Annotated in this window: 13 protein-coding genes; all 13 read right to left on the bottom strand. The window is 36.7% G+C overall.

Features of this window, described 5'->3' with window-relative positions; genetic code table 11:
* The 13 genes from NYP54_RS09680 to NYP54_RS09620 all read right to left on the bottom strand — a co-directional run bounded on the left by NYP54_RS09680 (position 1) and on the right by NYP54_RS09620 (position 24,480).
* Positions 1–1,713 carry a hypothetical protein gene (locus NYP54_RS09680; protein ID WP_283156334.1) on the bottom strand — a complete coding sequence of 571 codons (1,713 nt, stop codon included), beginning with the start codon at positions 1,711–1,713 and terminating at the stop codon, positions 1–3.
* Positions 1,714–1,838: 125 nt separating this feature from the next.
* Positions 1,839–3,200 (bottom strand): DUF1254 domain-containing protein, encoded by a 1,362-nt coding sequence (locus tag NYP54_RS09675; RefSeq protein WP_283157528.1) that lies wholly within the window; start codon positions 3,198–3,200, stop codon positions 1,839–1,841.
* A gap of 45 nt (positions 3,201–3,245) precedes the next feature.
* Positions 3,246–4,262: a transporter gene (locus NYP54_RS09670; protein WP_283156333.1), complete on the bottom strand. Its 1,017-nt coding sequence runs from the start codon at positions 4,260–4,262 to the stop codon at positions 3,246–3,248.
* Positions 4,263–4,502: 240 nt separating this feature from the next.
* Positions 4,503–6,767, bottom strand: coding sequence for a hypothetical protein (locus NYP54_RS09665; RefSeq protein ID WP_283156332.1), 2,265 nt, complete (start codon positions 6,765–6,767; stop codon positions 4,503–4,505).
* A 246-nt stretch (positions 6,768–7,013) separates the two neighbouring features.
* The gene (locus NYP54_RS09660; protein ID WP_283156331.1) at positions 7,014–7,874 is read right to left on the bottom strand and encodes a MipA/OmpV family protein; all 861 of its coding nucleotides are present in this window, start codon (positions 7,872–7,874) and stop codon (positions 7,014–7,016) included.
* Between the two features lie 29 nt (positions 7,875–7,903).
* Entirely contained in the window at positions 7,904–10,810 is a 2,907-nt protein-coding gene (locus NYP54_RS09655; RefSeq protein ID WP_283156330.1) for a hypothetical protein, read from the bottom strand.
* 346 nt (positions 10,811–11,156) lie between these two features.
* A complete protein-coding gene (locus NYP54_RS09650; protein ID WP_283156329.1) occupies positions 11,157–12,347 on the bottom strand; it encodes a polymorphic toxin-type HINT domain-containing protein in 1,191 nt (396 codons plus the stop codon).
* A 347-nt stretch (positions 12,348–12,694) separates the two neighbouring features.
* Positions 12,695–13,132, bottom strand: coding sequence for a hypothetical protein (locus NYP54_RS09645; RefSeq protein WP_283156328.1), 438 nt, complete (start codon positions 13,130–13,132; stop codon positions 12,695–12,697).
* Positions 13,133–13,160: 28 nt separating this feature from the next.
* The gene (locus NYP54_RS09640) at positions 13,161–15,875 is read right to left on the bottom strand and encodes a hypothetical protein (RefSeq protein ID WP_283156327.1); all 2,715 of its coding nucleotides are present in this window, start codon (positions 15,873–15,875) and stop codon (positions 13,161–13,163) included.
* Between the two features lie 173 nt (positions 15,876–16,048).
* Positions 16,049–18,136, bottom strand: a complete 2,088-nt coding sequence (locus NYP54_RS09635; RefSeq protein ID WP_283156326.1) for a hypothetical protein — start codon at positions 18,134–18,136, stop codon at positions 16,049–16,051.
* Positions 18,137–18,339: 203 nt separating this feature from the next.
* Positions 18,340–20,433 carry a hypothetical protein gene (locus NYP54_RS09630; protein WP_283156325.1) on the bottom strand — a complete coding sequence of 698 codons (2,094 nt, stop codon included), beginning with the start codon at positions 20,431–20,433 and terminating at the stop codon, positions 18,340–18,342.
* Between the two features lie 391 nt (positions 20,434–20,824).
* Positions 20,825–22,072: a hypothetical protein gene (locus NYP54_RS09625; protein ID WP_283156324.1), complete on the bottom strand. Its 1,248-nt coding sequence runs from the start codon at positions 22,070–22,072 to the stop codon at positions 20,825–20,827.
* A complete protein-coding gene (locus NYP54_RS09620) occupies positions 22,066–24,480 on the bottom strand; it encodes a TcfC E-set like domain-containing protein (protein ID WP_283156323.1) in 2,415 nt (804 codons plus the stop codon). The genes NYP54_RS09625 and NYP54_RS09620 overlap by 7 nt, the downstream gene beginning before the upstream one ends.
* Positions 24,481–24,484 lie beyond the last annotated feature (4 nt).

Below are 24,484 nucleotides of genomic sequence, written 5' to 3'. Positions count from 1 at the left end.
TTACCAATTAAAATAGCATGCTAGTTTTGTCATATTTACGCTACTATTATAAGCGTATAAATGATAGTATCCATACCCAAAGTTAATAGGAAAAGTCGATGTATTGCCGTACATATCTTCTACAGTTAATGGAAAGTTGTTGGCTATACATCCATTATCATTAATTTCAGGATTTGGAATGGTAGTCTGTTCATTTCCAACCAGAATGATTCTGCTTTTACCATTTACATGTGAACCACGTAACTGGAATGTATTTTTACTGGCATCTAATTCAATAATCTTAGAATCCCTGCTGCTTGCTTTAGCCGCATGTATTCTCTTTAAAACTGACGAATTGAATGTATACGTATTAATTGTATCAATATAGTCAGCACTTTTTTCTCCACGTATAATCAATGAAAACATTGATGAGTCATACGAAAGAGGAACTTTTCCTTCCACTAGAGTCGTCTGTTTATTGCAACTTCCACCATTTGATCGATCCTTATCTTCCATATATTTAATACAAAGATTATATAAGTGATATTGCTCTGCTGCAGAAGTAAAATAAATATAACCAGACTTCTCAATCTTATCTGACGATTTTAATTCATAATTAACCAACTCACCTAACTCGACAGTCGAAGAGAGTGCTCGCGTTTGATTAAACGTACCTAAAAAATATTCATTGCGCTGCAGTGAAAAATGTTGTGGCTTCATGTCATCTTGCTGATCATACAGTGTTAAAGCGCCCATTAACTGACTGATATCAAAATCATAATAAGTCCGTTCATAAAATTCATTTTCGCTATAGACGCTTGCCTTAACTTTTAATCTCGCTTGGTTTTTGCTGTTATTATAAATTTTATACGTCCCGCCAAGTACACTCATATCATGCTCTAATGATAGATCCACTTTTAAGCCATTGGTCAACCTAGGGTAACCTGATTCTTGATAAATACTATTTGGTTGTGCTTCAATGAACCGCCATTGTTGCCGTGCATTAGCGTCAATCTTATAATGTGAACCATCTGCAAAAATAAAATAAATTTGACTATTTTGTTTATTGGGAGACTGATATGCAGCTACAGGGACGCCCTTATCTTTTGGGTAATATGGGGCATTCTTAATATTGCCGCCAGCAAGACCTGGATCCGCCTCAAACTTCCAGTCCTTATCAAACCGATAAACACTACCATCTGCTAAGATAATCATGCGAAAAGAATCACTTGCTTTACCCCACTCAAATGCTGCAACAGGAAGACCTTTTGCAAGTGGATAACCCTCCATATCATAGAGATTTTTTTGAGTATCAAACCAAGAATAACCATAAACAACCCCCCTTGACTTATACATGGAGCCATCGGGGAAAATATAATACACATATGGATTACTATTATCATAACCTGGCGTTGCAAAACCTGCTACAGGAATTCCTTTTTCCTTAGGGTAACCAGTCATATTTTTCAAACTACCATGATATTTAAAGTTCCAAGAAGTATCAAACTCATAAGTAGAGCCGTCATGCATAACAATAATAGGGTGTGTCCACAATTCAGACCCATACCTATCTGTAGAAGCCGCAACTGGCACTCCTTTACCTAACTGAGCAACTGCAGTTGATACTGTCTGCCCCGCATTCATTGACTGACTATTTAAATCTGCAGCATACGCATAGCAATTTACAAATCCCATAACTGCTATAGCTGTAACTAACTTCTTTACCCCTTTCATTTGGACTCCTATTTTGTTGATATTTAATAAAATCACGATGACAAAGCATTGAAGTCACCGTGATCATAATGTGAATATTGTGATTAATTGATCTCAGTATAAATGCTCATTCTAATGAATGTATTTCAAGCAGAAGCATGTAACTTTGGCGGCTGCCATAAACCCAATAGTACTTGATAGCCTGGGGCATATATTCGCATAGTTAAACTAATCTCTCCTGATTTGGGAGACGGCAACCAATTGCTTATTTTGTCATCACTCGGCTTATCATGCTGAATATATAAAGTCAGTGAGCCATCATCATTAAAATGCAAATCATCGCGATCCCCTAATGCAAAGCGATTGATCTCATTCGCAACAGCAAAACCATCTGTGTCATACATTGTCACAGACCAAAAAGCGTGATTTGATGGCAGCTGATCAGCATCAAAATGTAATGTATAATTATTAACTGCATTTAATGGGTTGCCATCTGCATCCTCCATTGCAACCGGATACACCGCCCATTCTGCGGGGACCGCACCAAGACCACCACGCGCAATATATGCCCTTGAAAAATAATCGTTGCCATATACACCAATACCATTTAATGAAATTTTCCAGCCATTTTTTAATGCATTATCAGATTTATTTTTATATGCGTTTAACAAGTCTAATGCACGAGTTTTTGCCTCTTTCAAGAGCGTAGACATGCTATTATCTTTAATAGTAGCTTCATTCATTCCAGCTAATGCCATTTGCTCAACAAAAGTCCAATCACTTGCATGCACACCATGGACTCTCATCAACTCAAAAGCTTGTTTAAAATATTCATCTGCCGATAGATTCTCTACTTGTGATACCGTTGCTGTTACTCGATCAATTGAATAAGACACTGGCTCCGCTTTGTAAGTTTTTCGTGTCAATGGTTGGAGTTTTATTTGATCCTGCAGCTTATGTACATTTTCATAGTCATCTTTACCATTGGTTTGAATCCGCCCAATGATCCACAAGTTTTCAGTTGTTGCGCGAATGCTTTTCATATTTTTTGGCACTTCACCTTGCCAATGTTTAGGTAATATTATTATTTCTTGTGCGTGTTCACTAACACTTCCAGTACCCGCCACAGCAATGGTATCGGTATACATGTCCATAATTGCTAACAAAAAATGACGATCTTTGATTGCAGGGAAGCTCAATATCAAAGGACCTTGGTCTAGATTCAACCAAGCCGTGGAATATAATGTGTCAAAATTAGGACGTACCACTGTTTTATATTGGGCATCAGGAAAACTCCGGCTATGTTGAAATCGGTTTATCAAATAATTATCATCTTTTGATGTTTTGTCTTTTAATGACATGATTTCTCTTGTTTTTTCCATAGAAATCAATGGATAAAAATATAAATACGCCTTTGTTGCTGTATTTAATTGATCTTGATTGAACGTCTTAGTAACTGCATTGCCACCACCGACAAGCAAAGATAACAAGGCTGATCCAGCTATCATTCTTTGCACTATAGTGCTCTTAAAAATTTTCATTTTATATGTCTTCTAGTTGATATTTATATAAGTTAAGCTTACACGCCAAAAGTAACTATCTACTTGATTGCCTTGATTCAATTCAAAAGAACGACCATAGCTTGCTTTTAAACCAAATGATTCTAATAAGTTGACACCTAATGTCACCCCAAATGACATGACACCTTTAGCATCTATCTGATTAACATCGATAATTTCGCCACTGCCTCTATAAGAATAAATCCCATCAAGTGATCCCCATAACCATGCTTTTATATTTTTTGTCACATGCGCTTCTAACTGATATGACTGCTTTTGTGTTTTAGTCATGCCATAAAAGTCACGATTATTACTATAAAGTGTTATCGACGGCAACAAATCTAATGTCATTAACCTAGGATCAAGCAAAGAACTCCCCAGAGTATAACTTGCTATTATACCAAGCTGCATAGCATAACGATTTTCAGAAATATTCACTAAATTCGAGCTATCATACTCACCCGTTGGCAATGTCAAACGCGCAAGAGCACCAAGGGCAAATCCAGGCTGATAATCACTATATTCTGACATTGACAATGGCGGTAAATTATATAGTCCTAATGTAAATAATAACTGGATATCGCTTAAACCATTTGCTTGACGCTTTAAGTTCCTCTGTCCTAGAGGTATATTAAGCTGCGTCTGAGCATAAGGCAGTATTGCCGTCAATGCTGCATAATAACCAAATAAGTCAACCGTCTGCGTTAGTTGCGCAACAGCGAGATAAGCATCAATATTTTTATTTTGCGCCATTGAATAGCTTTCATATTCAGCGCCCATTCCCATGCCATAAACAGTGACGATTGTTGAGTTAACAGGCGGTGGCAAGTAGGCTCGAGGTCCATCGCCAATGTTTGCATCAACACTAAAGGGGGCAAATGCAAAACATAATGCACCCACCCACTTCACTTTCTTAATTATTTTATCGAAATTTAAACGCCCCATAAAACCCCAAAAAAAAAACTTTGTACTATAAATTTCACTGACATGCTCAAGTGATGATGTAAGCATATCAATTAAACTTATAATATAAATGCAGACTAGGTTCACTAGGATTTACCTAGCAATAATTTATCGTTTTAAAAGTCAGCAAAAAAATTAAAATAGACTTATTAATAGTCATACTTTTAATCTATATATCTCCTCGATAAAAGCTTCGACTTATGCTCAGTCAAGGCCTACATAATCGAAGCATGGAAAGGTGTGATCATAGACCAAACGCCTGATTGGAGATATCTATATCAGATTAGATTAACTCGCAAATTCCCTATAAAGATCATCGGCTACGCATGATCCACGTAAAGGAAGATCCCATTGATGCTCAGAGCTGTTTACAATTCCTTTTTGAGAATCAAACGAATAGAACGTTTTATAACCAATGGAATCTGATGACCAATATTTGATATCAGTGACCCATGTCGAATTTAAAAAGTTCTTATGATCTCTAAAAAGTTTAAGATAATCACTTGCTGAAGCCCTTCTCCATTTCTTTTTCCCCAAGAACTCCATTTCCCCTAAATACTGACACCATCTATCAAACTGTCCATATTTTCCATTATCTGGATCATCCCCGTTATACATGGCAAGTTTCCCATCCTGCCTAAATAATGCATATGAGATCCCATCAACTTTACTTATGAATGATTGAGCATACGTTTTGCCTTGATTATTTGGTATATTTTGTATTGTGTAACCTAAATGTTTTAAAACATCAGTCTTTGGAGACTCTACAAATAACATTTGATGTGCTTTTTCAAAATTTAAACATAATTTATCAGTGCTATTTGGTGATAATTTATTTTCACTAGCGCAAGAGGGAATATACAGCTCAGAGCTAGCTTTTATAAAAGCATTGGAATACCCAGACATTTTGTGAACATATACTGTTTTAGTATTTTTGTCTGGGGAAAAATTTAAAACTTCATTTTTTCTAGAAACTAATTTTGTTTCTTTATTGGCATTAGTGATAAAAATAAACTTCTCACCACCAACAGGTGAGGGATATACATCATCCATCTCATTTTCTGATAGATCTGGTAACATTATTTCTGGCACCCAGTTATCATCAGACACATTAAAGATTATGTTCATATATTTTTTAAATAACGCCGTTAAAAGCTTAGGGTTTTCGTTATAAAGCTCAAAATCAGCTTTTTGATCAATAACTAAATGATCAAGAGCGTATTTGTTGATTTTAAAGACATTGCCCTCATAATACAGTCTGGCTGGCTCATGCTTATTAGGTGTTAGTGAATTACTTTTATTAAAAAATAATGTAACTGGAGAATTAGATTTTCTGATCATAATGAACTCATGACCCTGTGTTACACTCCGAATTTGAGAAAGATCAATTTTACCAACCCAATTATCATCGTTTATGATAAAGGTAACTCTTCTAGAGAGGTTAAGAAGACGTTGAATCGCCAAAGGATTATCACTATAAAATTTGATATCATCAGCACTTTCAATAATCACATTTTCAGCACTGTAGTTCATTTGATTAAAATTCCCATCAAGATATTGCAATAGCGTTGTTGAATATTTGTGTGGCATAAGTGATTCAATATCATTAAAAGATAATACTACCCCCATTCTAGATTTTCGAATTAAAACAACCTCTTGCCCTTCATTTATTCTTAAACTGGCAGGGATTATTATTTCTGGAATATAATTCTCATCATCGATTTCAAAAGTTATTCTTTTAGACTTATTAAATAGTTCCTGAAGCTTTGTAGGATTTTCTGCATAAAATGTAAATTCACTTTTTTTGTCTAAAATAATGTTTTCATTCTCATATGTTGTTGCACGAGAAAGTTGTCGATCAGAAACACATGAAGCATTTTTTGCTCGATCATTATAAGGGGTAGCAGTGGTAGCACCGTTAAATAAATTAACTGACTCGAAATTAGCAGTACCATGCGTGTTGAGCTTGCTATCAGACCAATAAAATGAATATCCCATGGTAGATTGTTGACTAGGATCAAAATATTCTTTGTATTGATCATTTATCGGGTGATAGACATAACCTGGCCAACCCAAACTTCTATAGACATCACCATAGAAATCAAACAAGGCTTTTAACTCAGAAACTTTCGCTGGGCGCCAGTTGCTATGGCCATCAAATTTAATATTATTTAAGTCTTCACACCACTTATCGTACTGACCTCTCTCACCAGCCGACCCATTATGACCTTGAGAAAATGTACCAAAAGCATAAAATACACTCATAGAATAATGAGGAGTATTAATTCCAGAAAATTTTCGACCATTATTATCGAGTGGTTCTGACCGTTGATAACCCAGATGATATAGCGCAGCAAGAGGAGGAGGTGATGAAAACACCTTAATATGGTCTTGGGAAACATCAAGGCTAGCTGTTTTTAAACAAGCATCATAACCATAATTAGAGCTCTTATCACATTTAGCAAGATAATCTTTAAGAGAGTAAGAAGCAGCACAAATAGCTGATTCTGAAAAAACGCTCAATAAACTTAAAACGATAATTTTTTTATTCATAAAATAACCCTTAATTTTAATTTTTTTATAATTTCTTACAAATATAACAGCCAGAAAACTGGCTTACTAAAATTTAACCAAGAAAACAGAACATCACAATACACATCAGGTAAATATACGTTTACCCCGCCACCCAGAACCGCAATCATACCTTCCCATATTTCTTGTTCAGCCCAATGTTTATGACGCTTGTTGACCACTCTGAAATGACCCTACTGCTTTAGTAGCATCCTCCATTATTTAGTCTTAACCAAATGAATAGGTTAATGAAAGTGCTGAAGTAAAAACATACCACTCTCCAACCATTGGACTATGTTTGACAGTTGTAGATAATTGATTAATCTGAAATGCTGATCCAACAGACCAGTTTTTATTGTAACGATAAATTAATGATAATGAGATATAGGGTGAAAACGCACTTTTTACCGTATACTCAGGGAGCCCTGAGGTAAGTGATTCACTAGCTGAAACCCCATAATAATAATCTAGTATTTTATCTTGAGTCCACATAACACCAGCGCCCGGAATAATCACAAAATCATGCTTACCATGCTCAAAAATCAAAGGCTTAGTATAATGGACATTAGCAATCCAACCATGCGTTCCAACGGTTAAATCAGTATTTAATCCTAATTGTAATCTGCCATATGGTGTCGTTATTTGCCCAGAAATCCCACCCATAAACATATAGTGTCTTTTATTAAGCTGTGATAATTGTGTATTGTCAGAGTTAGCTGGATCAAATGTCTGAGGATATAAAAAACCCTCGACAGATAAACTTGCAAATTTATTTTTAATGACTTTATATCCAATATATGGACCTACAATACTTAGGTCCTCCCCTTTATAATTGATCATGGGAAAAAATAAATAACTATCTTTTGTCGCTTTGTATGGGTTTGGTGAAAATAGTGAACCAACACCAACAGCCCACAGTTTTTTATTATCCTGATATTGTATTGGATCACTTTGCAGACTTTCTATTGCAACTGCAGAATCTGGTTTACTCTCATCATAAGCATACGCTTTGATCATATAAACTCCGCCAAAAATAATCAGTGACGACTTGAATAGTAATTTCAATCGCACATTTAAAATATTCATCATAAAAACTAACTCCGCATTTTTAAAGCACCTTATAAACCATATAAAGACACACTCATCGGTTGACTCAATTGATCAACTGATGAAAGCTTTGTTTGACAATTTATAAAGCCACCATCAATATCTACATCGCATCTTTGCAAGGTTGCTGTATATGGATTAGCTAGAAAAACTTGATTGCCATGTTTGTTAAACTCAAGATCAAAGATACCATTTTGAGCAGTGAGCACATCGATACAATTTTGTAACTGCCCATTACTTGAATTGACCTCACACTTTTTTACCACCCCAGCATCCATATCTGCAAAATACAAATATCCTAAGCTACTATTAAACTTAACACTTACAACTTTGGACAGACTCATCCCTTGACTTGCCTTCATACAGCTTACTATCCGACCAAGGACAAGATCTAATTCGCAAACAGCAATACTTCTAGCAGCCGAAGAAAAAGCACTAGTATTCGAATTCGCAACATACAAACGCTGATTATTTTTATCATATGTCAGCGATAAAGGTTCAGAAAAATAGTTTTTGACAGAGTTATTTTCAACACATGATGTAAACTGACCAGACGGATCAATAGTGCAGCTAAAAATCTTATTGGCGTTTACGTCACTTATATAAACCTTATCATTTATTATTAAAACATCGCTAGGCTGATCAAACGTAACACCTATTGTATTTAACGTTACACAACCTTCAATATCACCTAGCCCAGCATATTGACAACTTCTTATATTTGTATTGCCAAGCTCTAGAAGATAGACATTTGCTTGATCAAATATAAACCTAAACCCATTAGTAACAACACCTGATATAATGTTACAACCATAAAAATCATTACTACTCTGTTGGATATAACATTGACTAAAATTCGCTTGGTTAAAATGACTAACAATGATAGTCCGCAGTTTCACATCTACTGTTTCACTTACCTCAACATTAGCGCCCTCTGCATAACTTAAACGATATACTATCGAAAAATTACCTTGTTCTTTGGGGGTAAAAATGCCACTTATGCCACATGAAGCCTGAGGCATTAACGTATCAGATATACAGCTATTTTGTTGCTCAACAAACGCTCCATTTGCCATTGATATTGGTAATAAATTCATACTGGAGGCAGGTAAAAGATCATTAGTATTGGTAAACTCAAAAGTCAAAGGATACGATTGAGTTAATAAAATCTCATCAGGCAATCCATTACTAACGCTACCGGTAACAATAATTGTAGTAGCAGTTGCAGTAGTGCTTAACAGAATATCAACTCCTTCTTTATATGATAAATTGACAGAAGCACTAATGCTTCCATCACTATTTGCAACCAATTTACCACTTACATGACATTTAGCTAATGCCGCTAGCTCGTTTGCATTACAAGTATTTTGTTGTAACTGAAAACCAGATGGCAAATTTAAAATGACGTTAACCTCAGTTGCCTCAAACTGATCACTTTGATTCTCAAATTCAAAACTTACAGGATACTCAACACCTACTGCAATATTCTCAGGAAGACTTATTAGCACTTTGCCTATGATGTTTATATCAGCAACCTGAGATGCGGTGCTGACCTGTACGGCTTGCCCCTGATTATATGCCATAGCATAACTGACTGTATTCAATCCTTGAGCCTTTGGCAAATACTCGCCAATTATCTGACATGATTGAAGAGGTGATAATTCATTGATGTTACAGGTGTTACTTAGTTCAGTATAACCATCAGGAAGACTTTTAATTAAAACCACTCCTGTTGCGGCTAAAACATCATTTGTATTAACAAAAGATACACCCACAGGCAAAGGATCAGTAATATCCTTTTCAATATTAATTGGCAAGCCTTGTAGCAATGCCCCGACAATCACAACATCAGTAATATTTGCGTTTGTGACCAAGTCTACATCAGAGCCCTCATCATAAGAAAGCGTATATTTAACGCTAATACTACCCTTATCAATATTTGCCTTAAACCAACCATTAATCTGACAAGATTGACCTGGATTTAATACGTTAATTAAGCTGCACGTATTTGATGTTTCAACAAAGCCTAAAGGCAATTGACTATTCACAACAATGGCATTTGCTTTTGCATCTGCGGCTTGGCTACTATTACTAAACAAGATACTATATTGATAAGCTGTATCTTTCTCAAGATTGCTTGGCAAATCTTGTAAAATTCGCCCTATCACGGAAACAGATGTAACATAGGTTACCAAGTTTGAAGCAATTGGCTGCCCTTCATTGTAAAGAAGCTCATAACCTAAATGAATGGAGCCGATTTCTTCAGCTATCAAGCTACCGATGATCTGGCAACCTGATAAGGGTTTAATTTCACCAACACAGGTGTTCTCTTCCTCAATAAAGCCATCTGGAACGTGTGCTTTAGTCGTGACATCTGTCATGGAGTAGTTTGGATTAGTATTAACAAAGTTAAAGATAACCGGATATTTTTTACCGAGAGTTACATTACTGGGTAAGTTATTATTTCCAGTGCTTGGCACAATTGGCTCAAACTTAGAAAGTATAATTGTCTGCGACTCAGTTGATATAACGGCACCAGAACCGTCGATAACAACAATAGACATTACATGTGTTTCATCAGCCATGAAATCTTGAGCATTATTAACGCAAGCAAATGCTTGTGGGGACATATTTACAGAAACTTGAAGAGCTTCTGGCGTACAAACGATAGGATTATCAGCATTTTGATCTATTATACTGATAGTGTAACGCTGATTACTAAAACCTAATGAGGCTTGACTTGATGAGCTTAACTCTACAAACACACTCATTTCCTTCCCAAGCCCCATTACTTGTGGAGCATTAATATTTAACGTTAGCCCATCATTAGTGAGTGAATCATTCTCACCACTTGATCCACCACATGAACTGACCATAAAGCAAAGCCAAATAAATAGAAAACTAAAGATTCCTTTCATCAAAATCACCTAAAAAAACTTACTAACCAACGAGAGCATTATCTAAAATAGGTTTACTAGTATAAATAGACGAATAGTTAACCATAATTTACATGACAACAATATTTAAAATATATCGCATAATGGAAACTTTATCGAATCGAGCATACCGCTCAGAAATCATTCTGCGCAGCAGGTGTCAAAGCATTGATTAATGCACAATCGCAATTGCACTTTAATGTACCAAATAGTCGCAAAACACAGATATCACCACGAACAATTGAACGTTGGTATCATCATTGATGTTTGGTGATCATTTGAACAAAGTAATTCTTGCTTTGAAAAAATCCCCTCTAATTAACTCTTGTTACCACTGTGTTGTAGTTAGAGAGCCTCCATTCCATACATTAAAAATTGCCTCATGTTCTTTTAAAAAACCAGATGGTGTAAACGTAAAATCCCAAGCCTTACTACTGTTATACTTTCCTAGGTAAACAATTCTTTGAGCATCAATAGGTCCCCTAACATATCTTTCATAGCCATACCTAGGAGATGGAGTGCGTTCCAAGCCTTCAGAAAGAATCCCATATAAATACATCGAACCTCCCGATCTAACTCTACCTCGTATGCTAAATTGAGAATCATTGCTCATCGCAAAAGCAAGGTACTCTTTTGACCCACGAACAGGGTCAGTCGAAGTGAATACCGTTTTGTTGCCATATACTTTATTTGGAACTCTATTATTTGAGCCATTAAAACCATCCTTTAATATCGTTGTTGGTTTGCGCCCATCTATTCTATATAAAAACTCAGAATCCCTGCTAAATTCAAAACCATCTAAAAAGTCTGCAGCTTTATCAGATGATCCAAAACATCCATTGTGAGTTAATATATTACTGTTTTTACCAACATAATAAACATGCTTCCTATACACCTCTAAGTTGTAAACCTCAACAGGACTTAACGTGTCATTATATTTCTGACCACAACTACTATTTTTACCTATCGGACAAACTAATTTGACCGATTTACCTAGCTGATCAATCAACTCATCGCTAGTAGTAACGTCATCAATCGCAATAAACTCACCCTTATTTTTCACATAAAATGGATGATTAGGTGTGGCATTGATTTCCTCAACATTACCTTGCATATCTTGAAACATATACGTCCTAACATCTTCTGCATAACGCTTGAACTTACCTATAACAGGTCTTGATTTTTCTACCGACCAATTAACTCTGGATGTATCTACTGTCGTTGGCAATACACTAATTACTTCAACCTCAGCAGATTCAACGCCAAATTCAGGCAAGGAAAACACAGCTTTGTTACCTACCTGATCAATGCCATTGTACTTTAACCACTTAATTGGACGCAGCAGCTTAATCTCTGCGGGATATTTTTTACCATTTATAATATCTGAATATTTAAGCGCTACTTGCTGCCATGTCTTGGGAGTAATTGGCTCCAAATCATAGCTTGGCAATTCATACGATAATGAAAATGCTAACTTATAAGCAAAAAAAACAGAATAAACTAAAATATTAAGTCGCATAATCTAATCCCTTAGTAGCTAGAAGTAGCAAATTATACTAAAGCAAATTCTAATAATATGACACCCACTAATTATAAACAATGATTTACATATGATCTATTGACGGGGTAGATCAGTCTGCACTGGCGTTAAGCATGATCATTGGCTTGATATCGTCATGGGGCATAAAATGAACGTCTTTAGATGTTACATCGATGCCGATTATAAAAAACAGGACCTACTCAATCAGCGATTTGCAGCTTAAATAAGCCGCTACCTTAAACTTAAAAAGTTATCGCCACATCAACTTTAAAAAATTGCTGCAAAATGAAAGGATACCCCCTGCCTGAAATTCGATTCTTAAAGCTTCATACTAAGAGCTGCTTATATAAAATTAACTCTTTTATATCTAAAGGATTAATTTCATTAAGCTTGAATCTTTCTTGATCGCCCTTCTCCGATATATTGTGTTCTGTTGTAACACAAGGTTTATCGTATGTTATAATTACTAATCCATCATCCCATTGTGTATCACTTGAATAAACACGACCCAAGTCATAATAAATTGCATATGCATGATTTTTTTTAAAATCTTTACCACATATTTCAATTTTGGGTTTATATGTATTAAACATCTTATTAACATAGATTTCATTTAGATTCGGGTTATCTGCTTTAGTTGAAATAATTTTATAATCGGTATTCACTACTCTGACTTCTATAGTTGGGGATGTTAGATAACTACTGGTAGCCTGCACTTGTGCTATACAGGATAAAGACAATATCAATAATATTAATTTTTTCACAATTATTTATCTCCCAGAACTGACAATATTAGTAGGAACCTCCCTTCCTAACCGCCATTACGTATGAAAGACCGCCTAAATTACCTTTACCTTTTTTAACCTGATATAGGTCAACTACCCACATGTTATATGAGTTATATTTATCTGATGTCCAAATGATTGGCTGATCTAACTTAGATTCTTTCGCCTCGATGCTAAAACCTTCCCACTTAAAGTAACTGATAGGAGAAGAACAACCTAGATCACTGCCGCAAGCACCTGACTTATTCCAACCAGAAATCAACTCATCAACCTGATCCATTGAGGGAATAGTCCAACCTTTCCAGCCACATATTTCATTCTCATTTAAATATTCCACAGCTGCTTCATAGTCAGCCATACCAGGGAATCTACTATTGCTAGGATCAAGCGCTGGATCTTTTATCCATTTTGAATACCATACATCTCCAGTTTCTTTGTCACTAAAACAGTCCTCTGAATCTATAGGATTCTCCATTATTGAGAATCTCAACTTACGATTTTCAACTTCATAGCTTACACTCGCAGTAGCTGTATTACCTAAATCATCCGTTACCAGTACTCTAAATTCGTAGGTATTGTTAGTTTCTTGATACTCAGGTGCTGTAAAGCTAGCTTGCGCCTGATCAGCATTATTAATCTTTATACCTTGCTCATTTGTCCATTCATAAGTATATGGCTCTTGACCATTTTTCACTGTCACAGAAAGCTGAACTTCAGTACCCTGTAGCACTTTGCCTCCAACGCCCGCATTCACCACCAAGCTTTCTACACTTTTTTGAGTCACTCTATAAGTGGTTCTCGCTGTTTGTTTCCTTTGCGCTGCATCAGTGACCATTGCAGTGAAAATATATTCATTACTCTGACCTTCTTTATAATCAGGTGCTATGAAACTAGCTTCACCTGCACTCTCATCAGAGTGTACTATTGCAATTCCATCATTACTTGACCATGAATATTGATAAGGTTCATCCCCACCACTTGCCGAAACTTTTAAAGCACCAACTTCACCCTCAATTAGCTCCCCACCTTCATCAAAATTGATCGCTAACAAATCATTATTTGGAGTGACCCTATAGCTTGTTGTATCTTTACCAGTTACGCCATGGTTATCGGTTGCGACCAATGTAAGACGATACTCATTCCCACCATTAACTTGGTATGCAGGAGCCTTAATGGTCGGTTCAATACTGTTGACATCATCAAGAGTTTCATCTCCATTGCCTGTCCACAAGACTGATTCAATTTTTTTACCCTTAGCAGCTGTAATCTTAGAGCCCTTAATTTGCTCACTTTTACCTTCTTCAATTTCTGATACAGAACCTATCACTACTGTTGGGCGACTGCTCTCTAGTACGTTGCTATCATTTATCGGCAAGTAAGCATAAGGCGTAAGCTTATCATATGATCGCCAATCACCTGTCATCATATTTAAGACTTCAGCATTATTAGGATTTTCACTCTCAGTAGCGCTCCAAAAATACTCAGCTAAATCAATAAAACCTTGGGACTCCAGATAGGTATTTGGCTCTTTATAACCTCCATCTTTCCATCCTAAAATTAACTGACTTAAAGCAACTTTTGCAGGTAACCGCCATCCAGTTAGCCCACAAACACTCTCACTAGAGCTTGCATCATATGGAAACTTAGTCATTGCATCTATCCAGTTTCCTGCATATAAAGAACCATTTTTATGCCAGATCAAGTCGGTTTGGGTATCGAGTAAGCAATCTGTATCCTTGTACTGCACAAATCGATCTGTTGCCTCACTAGATATAGATAGACCACCTTCTGTCGCAGCATATACCACATCTGATAGTATCGCTATATCGTTAACCTTAGAACTTCCCAGACCATTATCAGCATTGTGATATTTCCAGTTATTTCCTAAATCACTCGATAATGCAACACCTGCATCCGTTGCCACAATAACCTGACCATTCTTAGCAAATACACTGGTAATATAATTGCTAGGCAGACCATTGATCGTATCCTTTCGCACCCATCCATCAGCACCTTCTTTATCTGCTTCTAATTTACGATTATCGAATACGTATAGCCCAGTAGCGCTCGCCCCATATAAGATATCTGTATCCCCACTAAAGCTCTTGATTAAAGCATTTGGTTGTCTACCCATTTTTTTACAATCCCTCCCTTCGCGACAAACCGTTACTTCTTCCGAGACTTGAGATGAAGCATATTCGAGATTATTTAACACATCTCGGTAATACTCAATAATATCTTTATCCTTTAACCCTTGACGGAATCCAACCGATCTCCAACTCTCCCCACCATCATTAGATATTTTAACCCCACCAACACTGGTAACAACATAGAAATCAACAGATGAAGTAACATGCACGCGTGAAATACCAATACTCCCAAGTTGAGAAAATAATTTCCAGCTAGCTCCAAAATCACTTGATACAAATAATCCTGCATTCGTTGCCACATATATATTCTGCTGAAAACTTGCTATATGGTTTATCGTGTAAACACTCGTTGATATATCAGAAAATGCTATTTCAGACCAGTTTGACCCATCGTCTTGCGAAATAGAAATACCATCTGGCGTTGTGACATAAAGTGCATTGAGCGTAGCATTAACATGGCTTATCTTACCACCTTTCGCAGTATCCCATTTCACTGCAGCCGATGCTGACACACCTCCTAAGATCCCTAGTGAGACACACATAAATGCAGTCAGTTTCTTCATTTTATTCATTATTTACCCCTTTGCAGCTTGTGCTAATTAAATCATTGAAAATCTCATCACCAAACTCTGGTTTAATCCAGATACGGACATGATCGAATTATATTCATTTTTGCTTTTATTAAAACCATTTGCTTGTTAACCGCTATTTACACATAGCAACAAACTCCCCTCATCCGCACAGCTTATGCTATCTCCACCGCATGAGCTATCGGTGCAAGTCCAGGATCTGCACTAACAGTATAAGCAACTGTTTTTGTTTGCTTCCTGCCTACTGCATCAGTGACCATTACAGTGAAAGTATATTCATTACTCTGACCTTCTTTATAATCAGGCGCTATGAAACTAGCCTCACCTGGACTCTCATTAGAGTGTACTATTGCAATTCCATCATTACTTGACCATGAATACTGATATGGCTCATTGCCTCCATTTGCTGTTGCTTTTAAAGAACCCAACTCACCTTTAGTTAATTCCCTGCCATTATCAGCACTAACTTCTAACAAATCATTATTTGGAATAACCTTAAATATTACTGTGTCTCTACCAACTACTCCATAGTTATCAGTTGCACTCAATGTAAGTCGATACTCATTATCATATTTAATACTATATGCAGGTGCTGTAAAAGTAGGTTCAAGAAGAAAAGGATCATCAATCTGATTTTTTTGCTTCTTGTAGTCAGTGATACTTGAGCTAGACCAATAATATAAATCAATTATTCTACCTTTTTTGGCTGGCTTAGCTTTAGAGCCTGTAATTTTCAGACTTTTACCTTCCTCAATTTCTATTGGAGTAGAGCCTATCGCTACGATTGGGCGAACACTATCAGGTACATTGACTTCATTCGCCAGTAACCAATGACTCCTATCACTCTCATCACTGAATATCCATACACCTTCCTGTAAGGTGAACAAAGTTATTAATGGTAAATTTTCATAGTTAATATAACCACTCTCAACGTCAAGATACGAATTTAGACTGCCTAAAAATTGACTATCTAGGTCGACATTCCCCAAACTGAAAAAACCTTTGGACTTCAGATAGTCTTTGATCCCTATGTAACGACCTTCATCCCATCCTAAAATTAAATTGTTTATAGCATTTTTGGAAGAAACCCGCCACCCAGTTAGTCCGCACATTTCTTCGTTTGATCCTAGGTCATAGTTATATGTATAGACCCTTGAATATATGCCCATATTCGTTTTATGATCATTAGTTTGGGAATGATGATAAAAATCACTCCAAATCAAGCCCGTTTGGAGATCGAGTTTGCAATGTGTATCCTTGTACTGAACAAATCGTTCTAATACATCACTAGATATAGATAGACCATCTTCTGTCGCCGCATATGCCACACCTGACAGCATTGAAACATCATTAATTTGTGAGCTGCCTAGACCATTAGCCTCAGTATAATATTGCCAGTTATTTCCTAAATTATTCGATATGGCAACACCGGCATCCGTTGATACAATAACCTGACCATTCTTAGCAAATACACTGGTTATATAATTGCTAGGCAAACCATTGGTCGTATCCTTTCTCACCCATTCAATATCATATTTCTCATTTGGCTTTAACTTGCGATACTCTGATACGTAAAGCCCTCCATCGCTCGCCCCATATATGGCATTCACATCCACACTAAAGCTCTTGATTAAAGCATTTGGTTTTTTAAGCATTTTTTCACAAAACTTCCCATTGGAACAAATCCATACATTTCCCGTGGCTTGAGATGAAACATATTCGAGATTATTTAACACATCTGGGTAGTACTCAATAATATCTTGATCACCTAACCCTTGACGTGATCCAACCGATCTCCAATTCTCCCCACCATCATTAGATATTTTAACCCCACCAACACTGGTAACAACATAGAAATCAACAGATGAAGTAACATGCACGCGTGAAATACCAATACTCCCAAGTCCAGAAAATAATTTCCAGTTAGCTCCAAAATCACTTGATACAAATAATCCTGCATTCGTTGCCACATAAATATTCTGCTGAAAACTTGCTATATGGTTTATCGTGTAAACACTCGTTGATATATCAGAAAATGCTATTTCAGACCAGTTTGCCCCATCGTCTTGCGAAATAGAAATACCATCTGACGTTGTGACATAAAGTGCATTGAGCGTAGCATTAACATGGCTTATCTTACCACCTTTCGCAGTATCCCATTTCACTGCAGCCGATGCTGACACACCTCCTAAGATCCCTAATGAGACACACATAAATGCAGTCAGTTTCTTCATTTTATTCATTATTTACCCCTTTGTAGCTTGTGCTAATTAAATCATTGAAAATCTCATCACCAAACTTTAAATCATTGAAAATCTCATCACCAAACTCTGGTTTAATCCAGATACGGACAAGATCAAATAATACTCATTTTTGATTTTATTAAAATCATTTGCTTGTTAACCGCTATTTACACATAGCAGCAAACGCCCCTCTCTCGCACAGCTTATGCCATCTCCACCGCATGAGCTATCGGTGCAAGTCCAGGATCTGCAGTAACAGTATAAGCAACTGTTTTTGTTTGCTTCCTGCCTACTGCATCAGTGACCATTACAGTGAAAGTATATTCATTACTCTGACCTTCTTTATAATCAGGCGCTATGAAACTAGCCTCACCTGGACTCTCATTAGAGTGTACTATTGCAATTCCATCATTACTTGACCATGAATACTGATATGGCTCATTGCCTCCATTTGCTGTTGCTTTTAAAGAACCCAACTCACCTTTAGTTAATTCCCTGCCATTATTAGCACTAACTTCTAACAAATCATTATTTGGAATGACCTTAAATGTTACTGTGTCTCTACCAACTACTCCATAGTTATCAGTTGCACTCAATGTAAGTCGATACTCATTATCATATTTAATTCTATATGCAGGTGCTGTAAAAGTAGGTTCAAGAAGAAAAGGATCATCAATCTGATTTTTCAGATCGTTTACACCAGTGATACTTGAGCTAGACCAATAATATAAATCAATTATTCTACCTTTTTTGGCTGACTTAGCTTTAGAGCCTGTAATTTTCAGACTTTTACCTTCCTCAATTTCTATTGGAGTAGAGCCAATCGCTACGATTGGGCGAACACTATCAGGTATATTGACTTCATTCGCCAGTAACCATTGTGTGTCGATATAGTCATTACCATCCCACCACACACCTTCCTGACTGAAGGGCATATAAGTAATTAACGGTAAACGTTCATACTTAACATAACCGCTCTCAACGTCAAAATACGAATTTAGGCTGCCTAAAAATTGAGCACCGATATGGTCGATATTCCCCAATCTGAAAAAACCTTTGGACTCCAGATAATCTTTGATCCCTGTGTAACGACCTTCATCCCATCCTAAAACTAAATTGTTTATAGCATTTTTGGAAGAAACCCGCCACCCAGTTAGTCCGCATATTTCTTTGTTAGAGCTTAGGTCATAGTTATAATTAATAACATACGAATAATTGCCAATAAAATTATTAGAAAGACTAGAATTTTGTTGATTCTTAGAATTTATCCAAATCAAGCCCGTTTGGAGATCGAGTTTGCAATGTGTATCCTTGTACTGAACAAATCGTTCTAATACATCACTAGATATAGATAGACCATCTTCTGTCGCCGCATATGCCACACCTGACAGCATTGAAACATCATTAATTTGTGAGCTGCCTAGACCATTAGCCTCAGTATAATATTGCCAGTTATTTCCTAAATTATTCGATATGGCAACACCGGCATCCGTTGATACAATAACCTGACCATTCTTAGCAAATACACTGGTTATATAATTGCTAGGCAAACCATTGGTCGTATCCTTTCTCACCCATTCAATATCATATTTCTCATTTGGCTTTAACTTGCGATACTCTGATACGTAAAGCCCTCCATCGCTCGCCCCATATATGGCATTCACATCCACACTAAAGCTCTTGATTAAAGCATTTGGTTTTTTAAGCATTTTTTCACAAAACTTCCCATTGGAACAAATCCATACATTTCCCGTGGCTTGAGATGAAACATATTCGAGATTATTTAACACATCTGGGTAGTACTCAATAATATCTTGATCACCTAACCCTTGACGTGATCCAACCGATCTCCAATTCTCCCCACCATCATTAGATATTTTAACCCCACCAACACTGGTAACAACATAGAAATCAACAGATGAAGTAACATGCACGCGTGAAATACCAATACTCCCAAGTCCAGAAAATAATTTCCAGTTAGCTCCAAAATCACTTGATACAAATAATCCTGCATTCGTTGCCACATAAATATTCTGCTGAAAACTTGCTATATGGTTTATCGTGTAAACACTCGTTGATATATCAGAAAATGCTATTTCAGACCAGTTTGCCCCATCGTCTTGCGAAATAGAAATACCATCTGACGTTGTGACATAAAGTGCATTGAGCGTAGCATTAACATGGCTTATCTTACCACCTTTCGCAGTATCCCATTTCACTGCAGCCGATGCTGACACACCTCCTAAGATCCCTAATGAGACACACATAAATGCAGTCAGTTTCTTCATTTTATTCATTATTTACCCCTTTGTAGCTTGTGCTAATTAAATCATTGAAAATCCCATCACCAAACTCTGGTTTAATCCAGATACGGACAAGATCAAATAATACTCATTTTTGATTTTATTAAAATCATTTGCTTGTTAACCGCTATTTACACATAGCAGCAAGCTCCCCCTCATCCGCGCAGCTTATACTGCACGACCTCTCCCGCAAGGGGAGAGGTGAGAAATAGACACCCCATCTAGCAAGCTTAATCACCCCTCTTGAAAGAATGGAATATAAGATTACCGTCGCCTAATTCCCATCTTTTCAAGAGGGGTGGCAGCCGTAGGCTGACGGGGTGTTTATAAAGTCATAGTTTTTCTAAAGTGCATAAGTTCAGTTACATATTGAAGTTTATTGAAATTAAAACTCTGCCTTTGCCATAATCGTGACTGTGCTTATATAGTCTCCTGGGACATTTTTAGCTAAACCTGGAGCAAGCAGATTTAGCTCAAAAAAAGATTCCTCTAGACCCTTTAATCTCGCTGCCTTTTGTGGAGAAAGCCATAGCCCTTGCTCAGCTATACAACTCTCTAAAAAATCACATTCATTTACTTCTAGCAGTAATTTGTTATAAGCATCTTTTTCCTTATTGTATAAGCCACACAACAATTCTTCATCATCTTGTATTTTTGTATCACATTCAACCAAGATATTGACACCGATAATTGATTGATTGGTTTTAAAATGCAACAACCGATTCCCAGACAAGCTAGCCGTGTAGTCTCCCTCATTATTTAACGAATTGATTAACTCTATCTGTGGCTGGCTTTCACCTGATAATGTTTGCAAAGTAGCAAAGTATGGAATATTAAGTGTTAAACTATTTGGTGGAAAGTGAAAACTAAATTGCATACTCTTACCATCTGCTAACTTAGCGCTTAGTTCCTTATTATGTTTACTTATAATATTTTTTACTGCCAATGATATCCTTGGTGATACAGTTGCACTGACTAGACGCCATTGCCCACCCTTTAGCTGCTTTACACCCTCAGTACTCATACCAAAATATATGCCTTTAAGTCCCTTCTCCCAACCTTTATCACCATGTATCATCGCACTTTCAGATGCGCAGCCTGCTTTAAATGCAACTTGTATTTTTCCTTGCTGACTCTGCTTCCATAACACACAGCTGCGCTCTTCAATATCCACCATAATCGATGAATGATCTGTACTGGAAAATTCCATAATATAACCTAATAATAAAATATCCAGATCTTTAATCTGGGCACCATACCCAAAACGCGCGTTTAACTTTACTTTCTGTAATGCTTTGGTTTTTAGTGCTTGCTTTATCTTATCTTTGCCAAAAAAGTCTGGTACTGATTTTAATAGTGGGTAAGCACTAACGTATTGCTTTTTCCACACCACATAACGACCATTTTCTGTTAGCGCTTGTTCAGCCTTGCTTAGCATACTCAGACTTTGACCTGAGATATTAACAATTTCATCTATTGATTCAGAAAAATAAATCGTGGCAGGGTGCTGCGTATCAACAATCTCAGGCGTAACAACCCGTACAGCCAAATAGCTCTTTTCAACATTGAGCATCAAAAAGATAAAAACAATGATAAAACAAACATACTTCATACGCACCTCTTTATTTAACATCCTACTTCTCCAATCCACTGACCATTAACAACAGCATCACCATTGAGCTTATCTTTAATGGAGACTTCACAACTAAAGCCATCTCCAGATATGTTTAATAATGGATTTTCTTTATCTATACTTAGTAAAAAATAGCCATTCTCATCACTGTATGTCTTTAATCTGTCATCGCTTTGTAACTTTCCAAAAGCATATGGCTGATGATTTCTGATTAACTGCCCACTAACCTGCGTGACACGACGAATCTTTTTAACCACTGAATAGATATTCCCCGGATAAAGTGCAAATGATTCTTTAGCATTATCCCAGTCATAGTTTGAACCATTTATCGTAGCCTGCAATACATAGGTTTCGTAGCTTTGATATGGCGCAAGTGAGATAAAGTTCGCACCAGAGGATACATTATACGTCGTATCATTCACCATCAGTCTCATCTTAACCTCTTCTGGACTCTCTAAATAAAACAAAAGCCCTGCTTCACCTGCCGACTCACTCAACGCCACACCAGCATTTTGTGCATATACCATACTACCATTTAAAGTAGCGGATAAACTTTGACCAGCACCCTCTAAATGATCACTCGCTGTTGCATTAATGCTTCCTGAGATAATTTGAGTACTAAAGTTTGCACCTAAATTTATCATTCCTAAATCAGGGCTTTTCATATAGCCGATATTTATTGAATCAAAGATAAACTCATTATTTGTATCGTTGTGTGTGTAGTTAATATTACTGGCAAACGTTTCGCTTTTTGGCGTATATTGAGAACTAAGTCCAATGATACCGACTTGATCTATTGTATATGATAAATTTAGACCAAATGAGTAATTAAATTCATCGATGACCATACTTCCAAAATGTTGAGTATTTTGCCAATTCAGATTGACATAGCCACTGATATTTAAACCATATCGATTAAATAATGACAAGTTATAACCCATCGTATAATAGAAAACATCACTCATAAAATCATAATTGATTGAGCCTGAAAGATCACCAAAACGTCCAAACGCCACATTCGCTGAGATACCAATAGAACCGGACTCGTGGCCTACGGCAAAAGGAGACTCTTGGAGTTCACTTTGATATTGACTATATGAAATACCAATATTAGAACCATTGAGAAAAGATGTATTTAAACTAGCCTGCAACCCATAGCCTAAGCTATTATCAACACCTAAACTTAAATTACCAACGAGTGACCAAGGGAGTTTAAACTGGTTATTTAGTTCAAGCACAGTCAAACTACCTGCTTGATAGGTTGCTATATTTGAAAGCATATAGCGGTTCATCACCTTACTCATGCTCCCTCCTAAATAAGGTCGGTCAAAATATGCCCCTCCGGTTGCCGAAGATGCAACACCTCCCCATACCGCATAGGCAAAGCCCAATTCTGGATCTAGTCCCGATATAACAAATGGTTTTTCAATGAGCTTATTTACTGTTGAAATATGCGTACTTCCTTGATAGACCTCTATTTTCACATTATAAATACCAACAGGAAAATCTTGTGTGCTTAAGTCATACATCCCTGCATTAAAGTTTTGCACACTAATGAGCTTATTATCTTTGTAAACACGCACCGTAGATTGCGCTGGAAAGAACAGTGTAACCGGATGCAGTGTGGCACTTTCATTCGAGGTTGATAGTCGACTATTTGAGTATAAAGAGGCAGCGATCACACTGCCTGAATAGCCAAAGTTTAGCCCAGATAAGGCACCCGCACCTAATAATCCACCACCATAACCAAGTGACAGTGAATTACTTTTAAGATCATGGGCTATTCGAATTTGATTCAATATCGCATCAAAACCATTGCCATCATCATACGAAAAGCCAAAAGAACTGGTGATATTAGTTTGCTCAAAGCTCACTGTATTGCCCACGCCGAAATATAGTGATGAGTTATTATTGGTGTTGGATGAAAAATCCTGTGCAACATTAAGATTATAATTAAAAATTGATGATAACCTATTAACACTAGCCTTTATAAAACTATCATCAAAATAAGTATTTTCCTTCGCTCCACCGTTTATCAGCGCATCTGGGTTAATATCAATCGTTAAAGTTAATGCTTCAATATCTAGCACCGAACGAAATAACCATCTACTGTCATCTGGATACAAGATGAGTTCATTAAGTGTGAGCCCCTCCTTTCCTAACTTCGTTATAAGATATGTTTTTAACGCTGGCTTTACCTTCCATTGATTAAGTAACTTTGTTAAATCTACTGTATATTTATCAGCAGTAATAAATTGAATGTTATATTCATCAATGCTTTCGCCTTGATAAATAAGATTGACAGCCAACCCGTTAGTATAGAGCATGTTCTCAAAACCAGATGGCACAAGCTCGATGAGTGATGCATTAGCCTCATTATTGCGCCCTGCATAAACCGCTAATGACATGCCA

Source organism: Cysteiniphilum sp. QT6929 (genome assembly GCF_030035755.1).
GTDB classification, from domain to species: domain Bacteria; phylum Pseudomonadota; class Gammaproteobacteria; order Francisellales; family Francisellaceae; genus Caedibacter; species Caedibacter litoralis.
This window is presented reverse-complemented; position numbering and strand designations above follow the sequence as displayed.

Coding starts and splice junctions, on each gene's coding strand:
- NYP54_RS09680 (WP_283156334.1), bottom strand. CDS start 1,713: ATGAAAGGGGTAAAGAAGTTAGTTACAGCTATAGCAGTTATGGGATTT.
- NYP54_RS09675 (WP_283157528.1), bottom strand. CDS start 3,200: ATGATAGCTGGATCAGCCTTGTTATCTTTGCTTGTCGGTGGTGGCAAT.
- NYP54_RS09670 (WP_283156333.1), bottom strand. CDS start 4,262: ATGCTTACATCATCACTTGAGCATGTCAGTGAAATTTATAGTACAAAG.
- NYP54_RS09665 (WP_283156332.1), bottom strand. CDS start 6,767: ATGAATAAAAAAATTATCGTTTTAAGTTTATTGAGCGTTTTTTCAGAA.
- NYP54_RS09660 (WP_283156331.1), bottom strand. CDS start 7,874: ATGATGAATATTTTAAATGTGCGATTGAAATTACTATTCAAGTCGTCA.
- NYP54_RS09655 (WP_283156330.1), bottom strand. CDS start 10,810: ATGAAAGGAATCTTTAGTTTTCTATTTATTTGGCTTTGCTTTATGGTC.
- NYP54_RS09650 (WP_283156329.1), bottom strand. CDS start 12,347: ATGCGACTTAATATTTTAGTTTATTCTGTTTTTTTTGCTTATAAGTTA.
- NYP54_RS09640 (WP_283156327.1), bottom strand. CDS start 15,875: ATGAATAAAATGAAGAAACTGACTGCATTTATGTGTGTCTCACTAGGG.
- NYP54_RS09635 (WP_283156326.1), bottom strand. CDS start 18,136: ATGAATAAAATGAAGAAACTGACTGCATTTATGTGTGTCTCATTAGGG.
- NYP54_RS09630 (WP_283156325.1), bottom strand. CDS start 20,433: ATGAATAAAATGAAGAAACTGACTGCATTTATGTGTGTCTCATTAGGG.
- NYP54_RS09625 (WP_283156324.1), bottom strand. CDS start 22,072: ATGTTAAATAAAGAGGTGCGTATGAAGTATGTTTGTTTTATCATTGTT.
- NYP54_RS09620 (WP_283156323.1), bottom strand. CDS start 24,480: ATGTCATTAGCGGTTTATGCAGGGCGCAATAATGAGGCTAATGCATCA.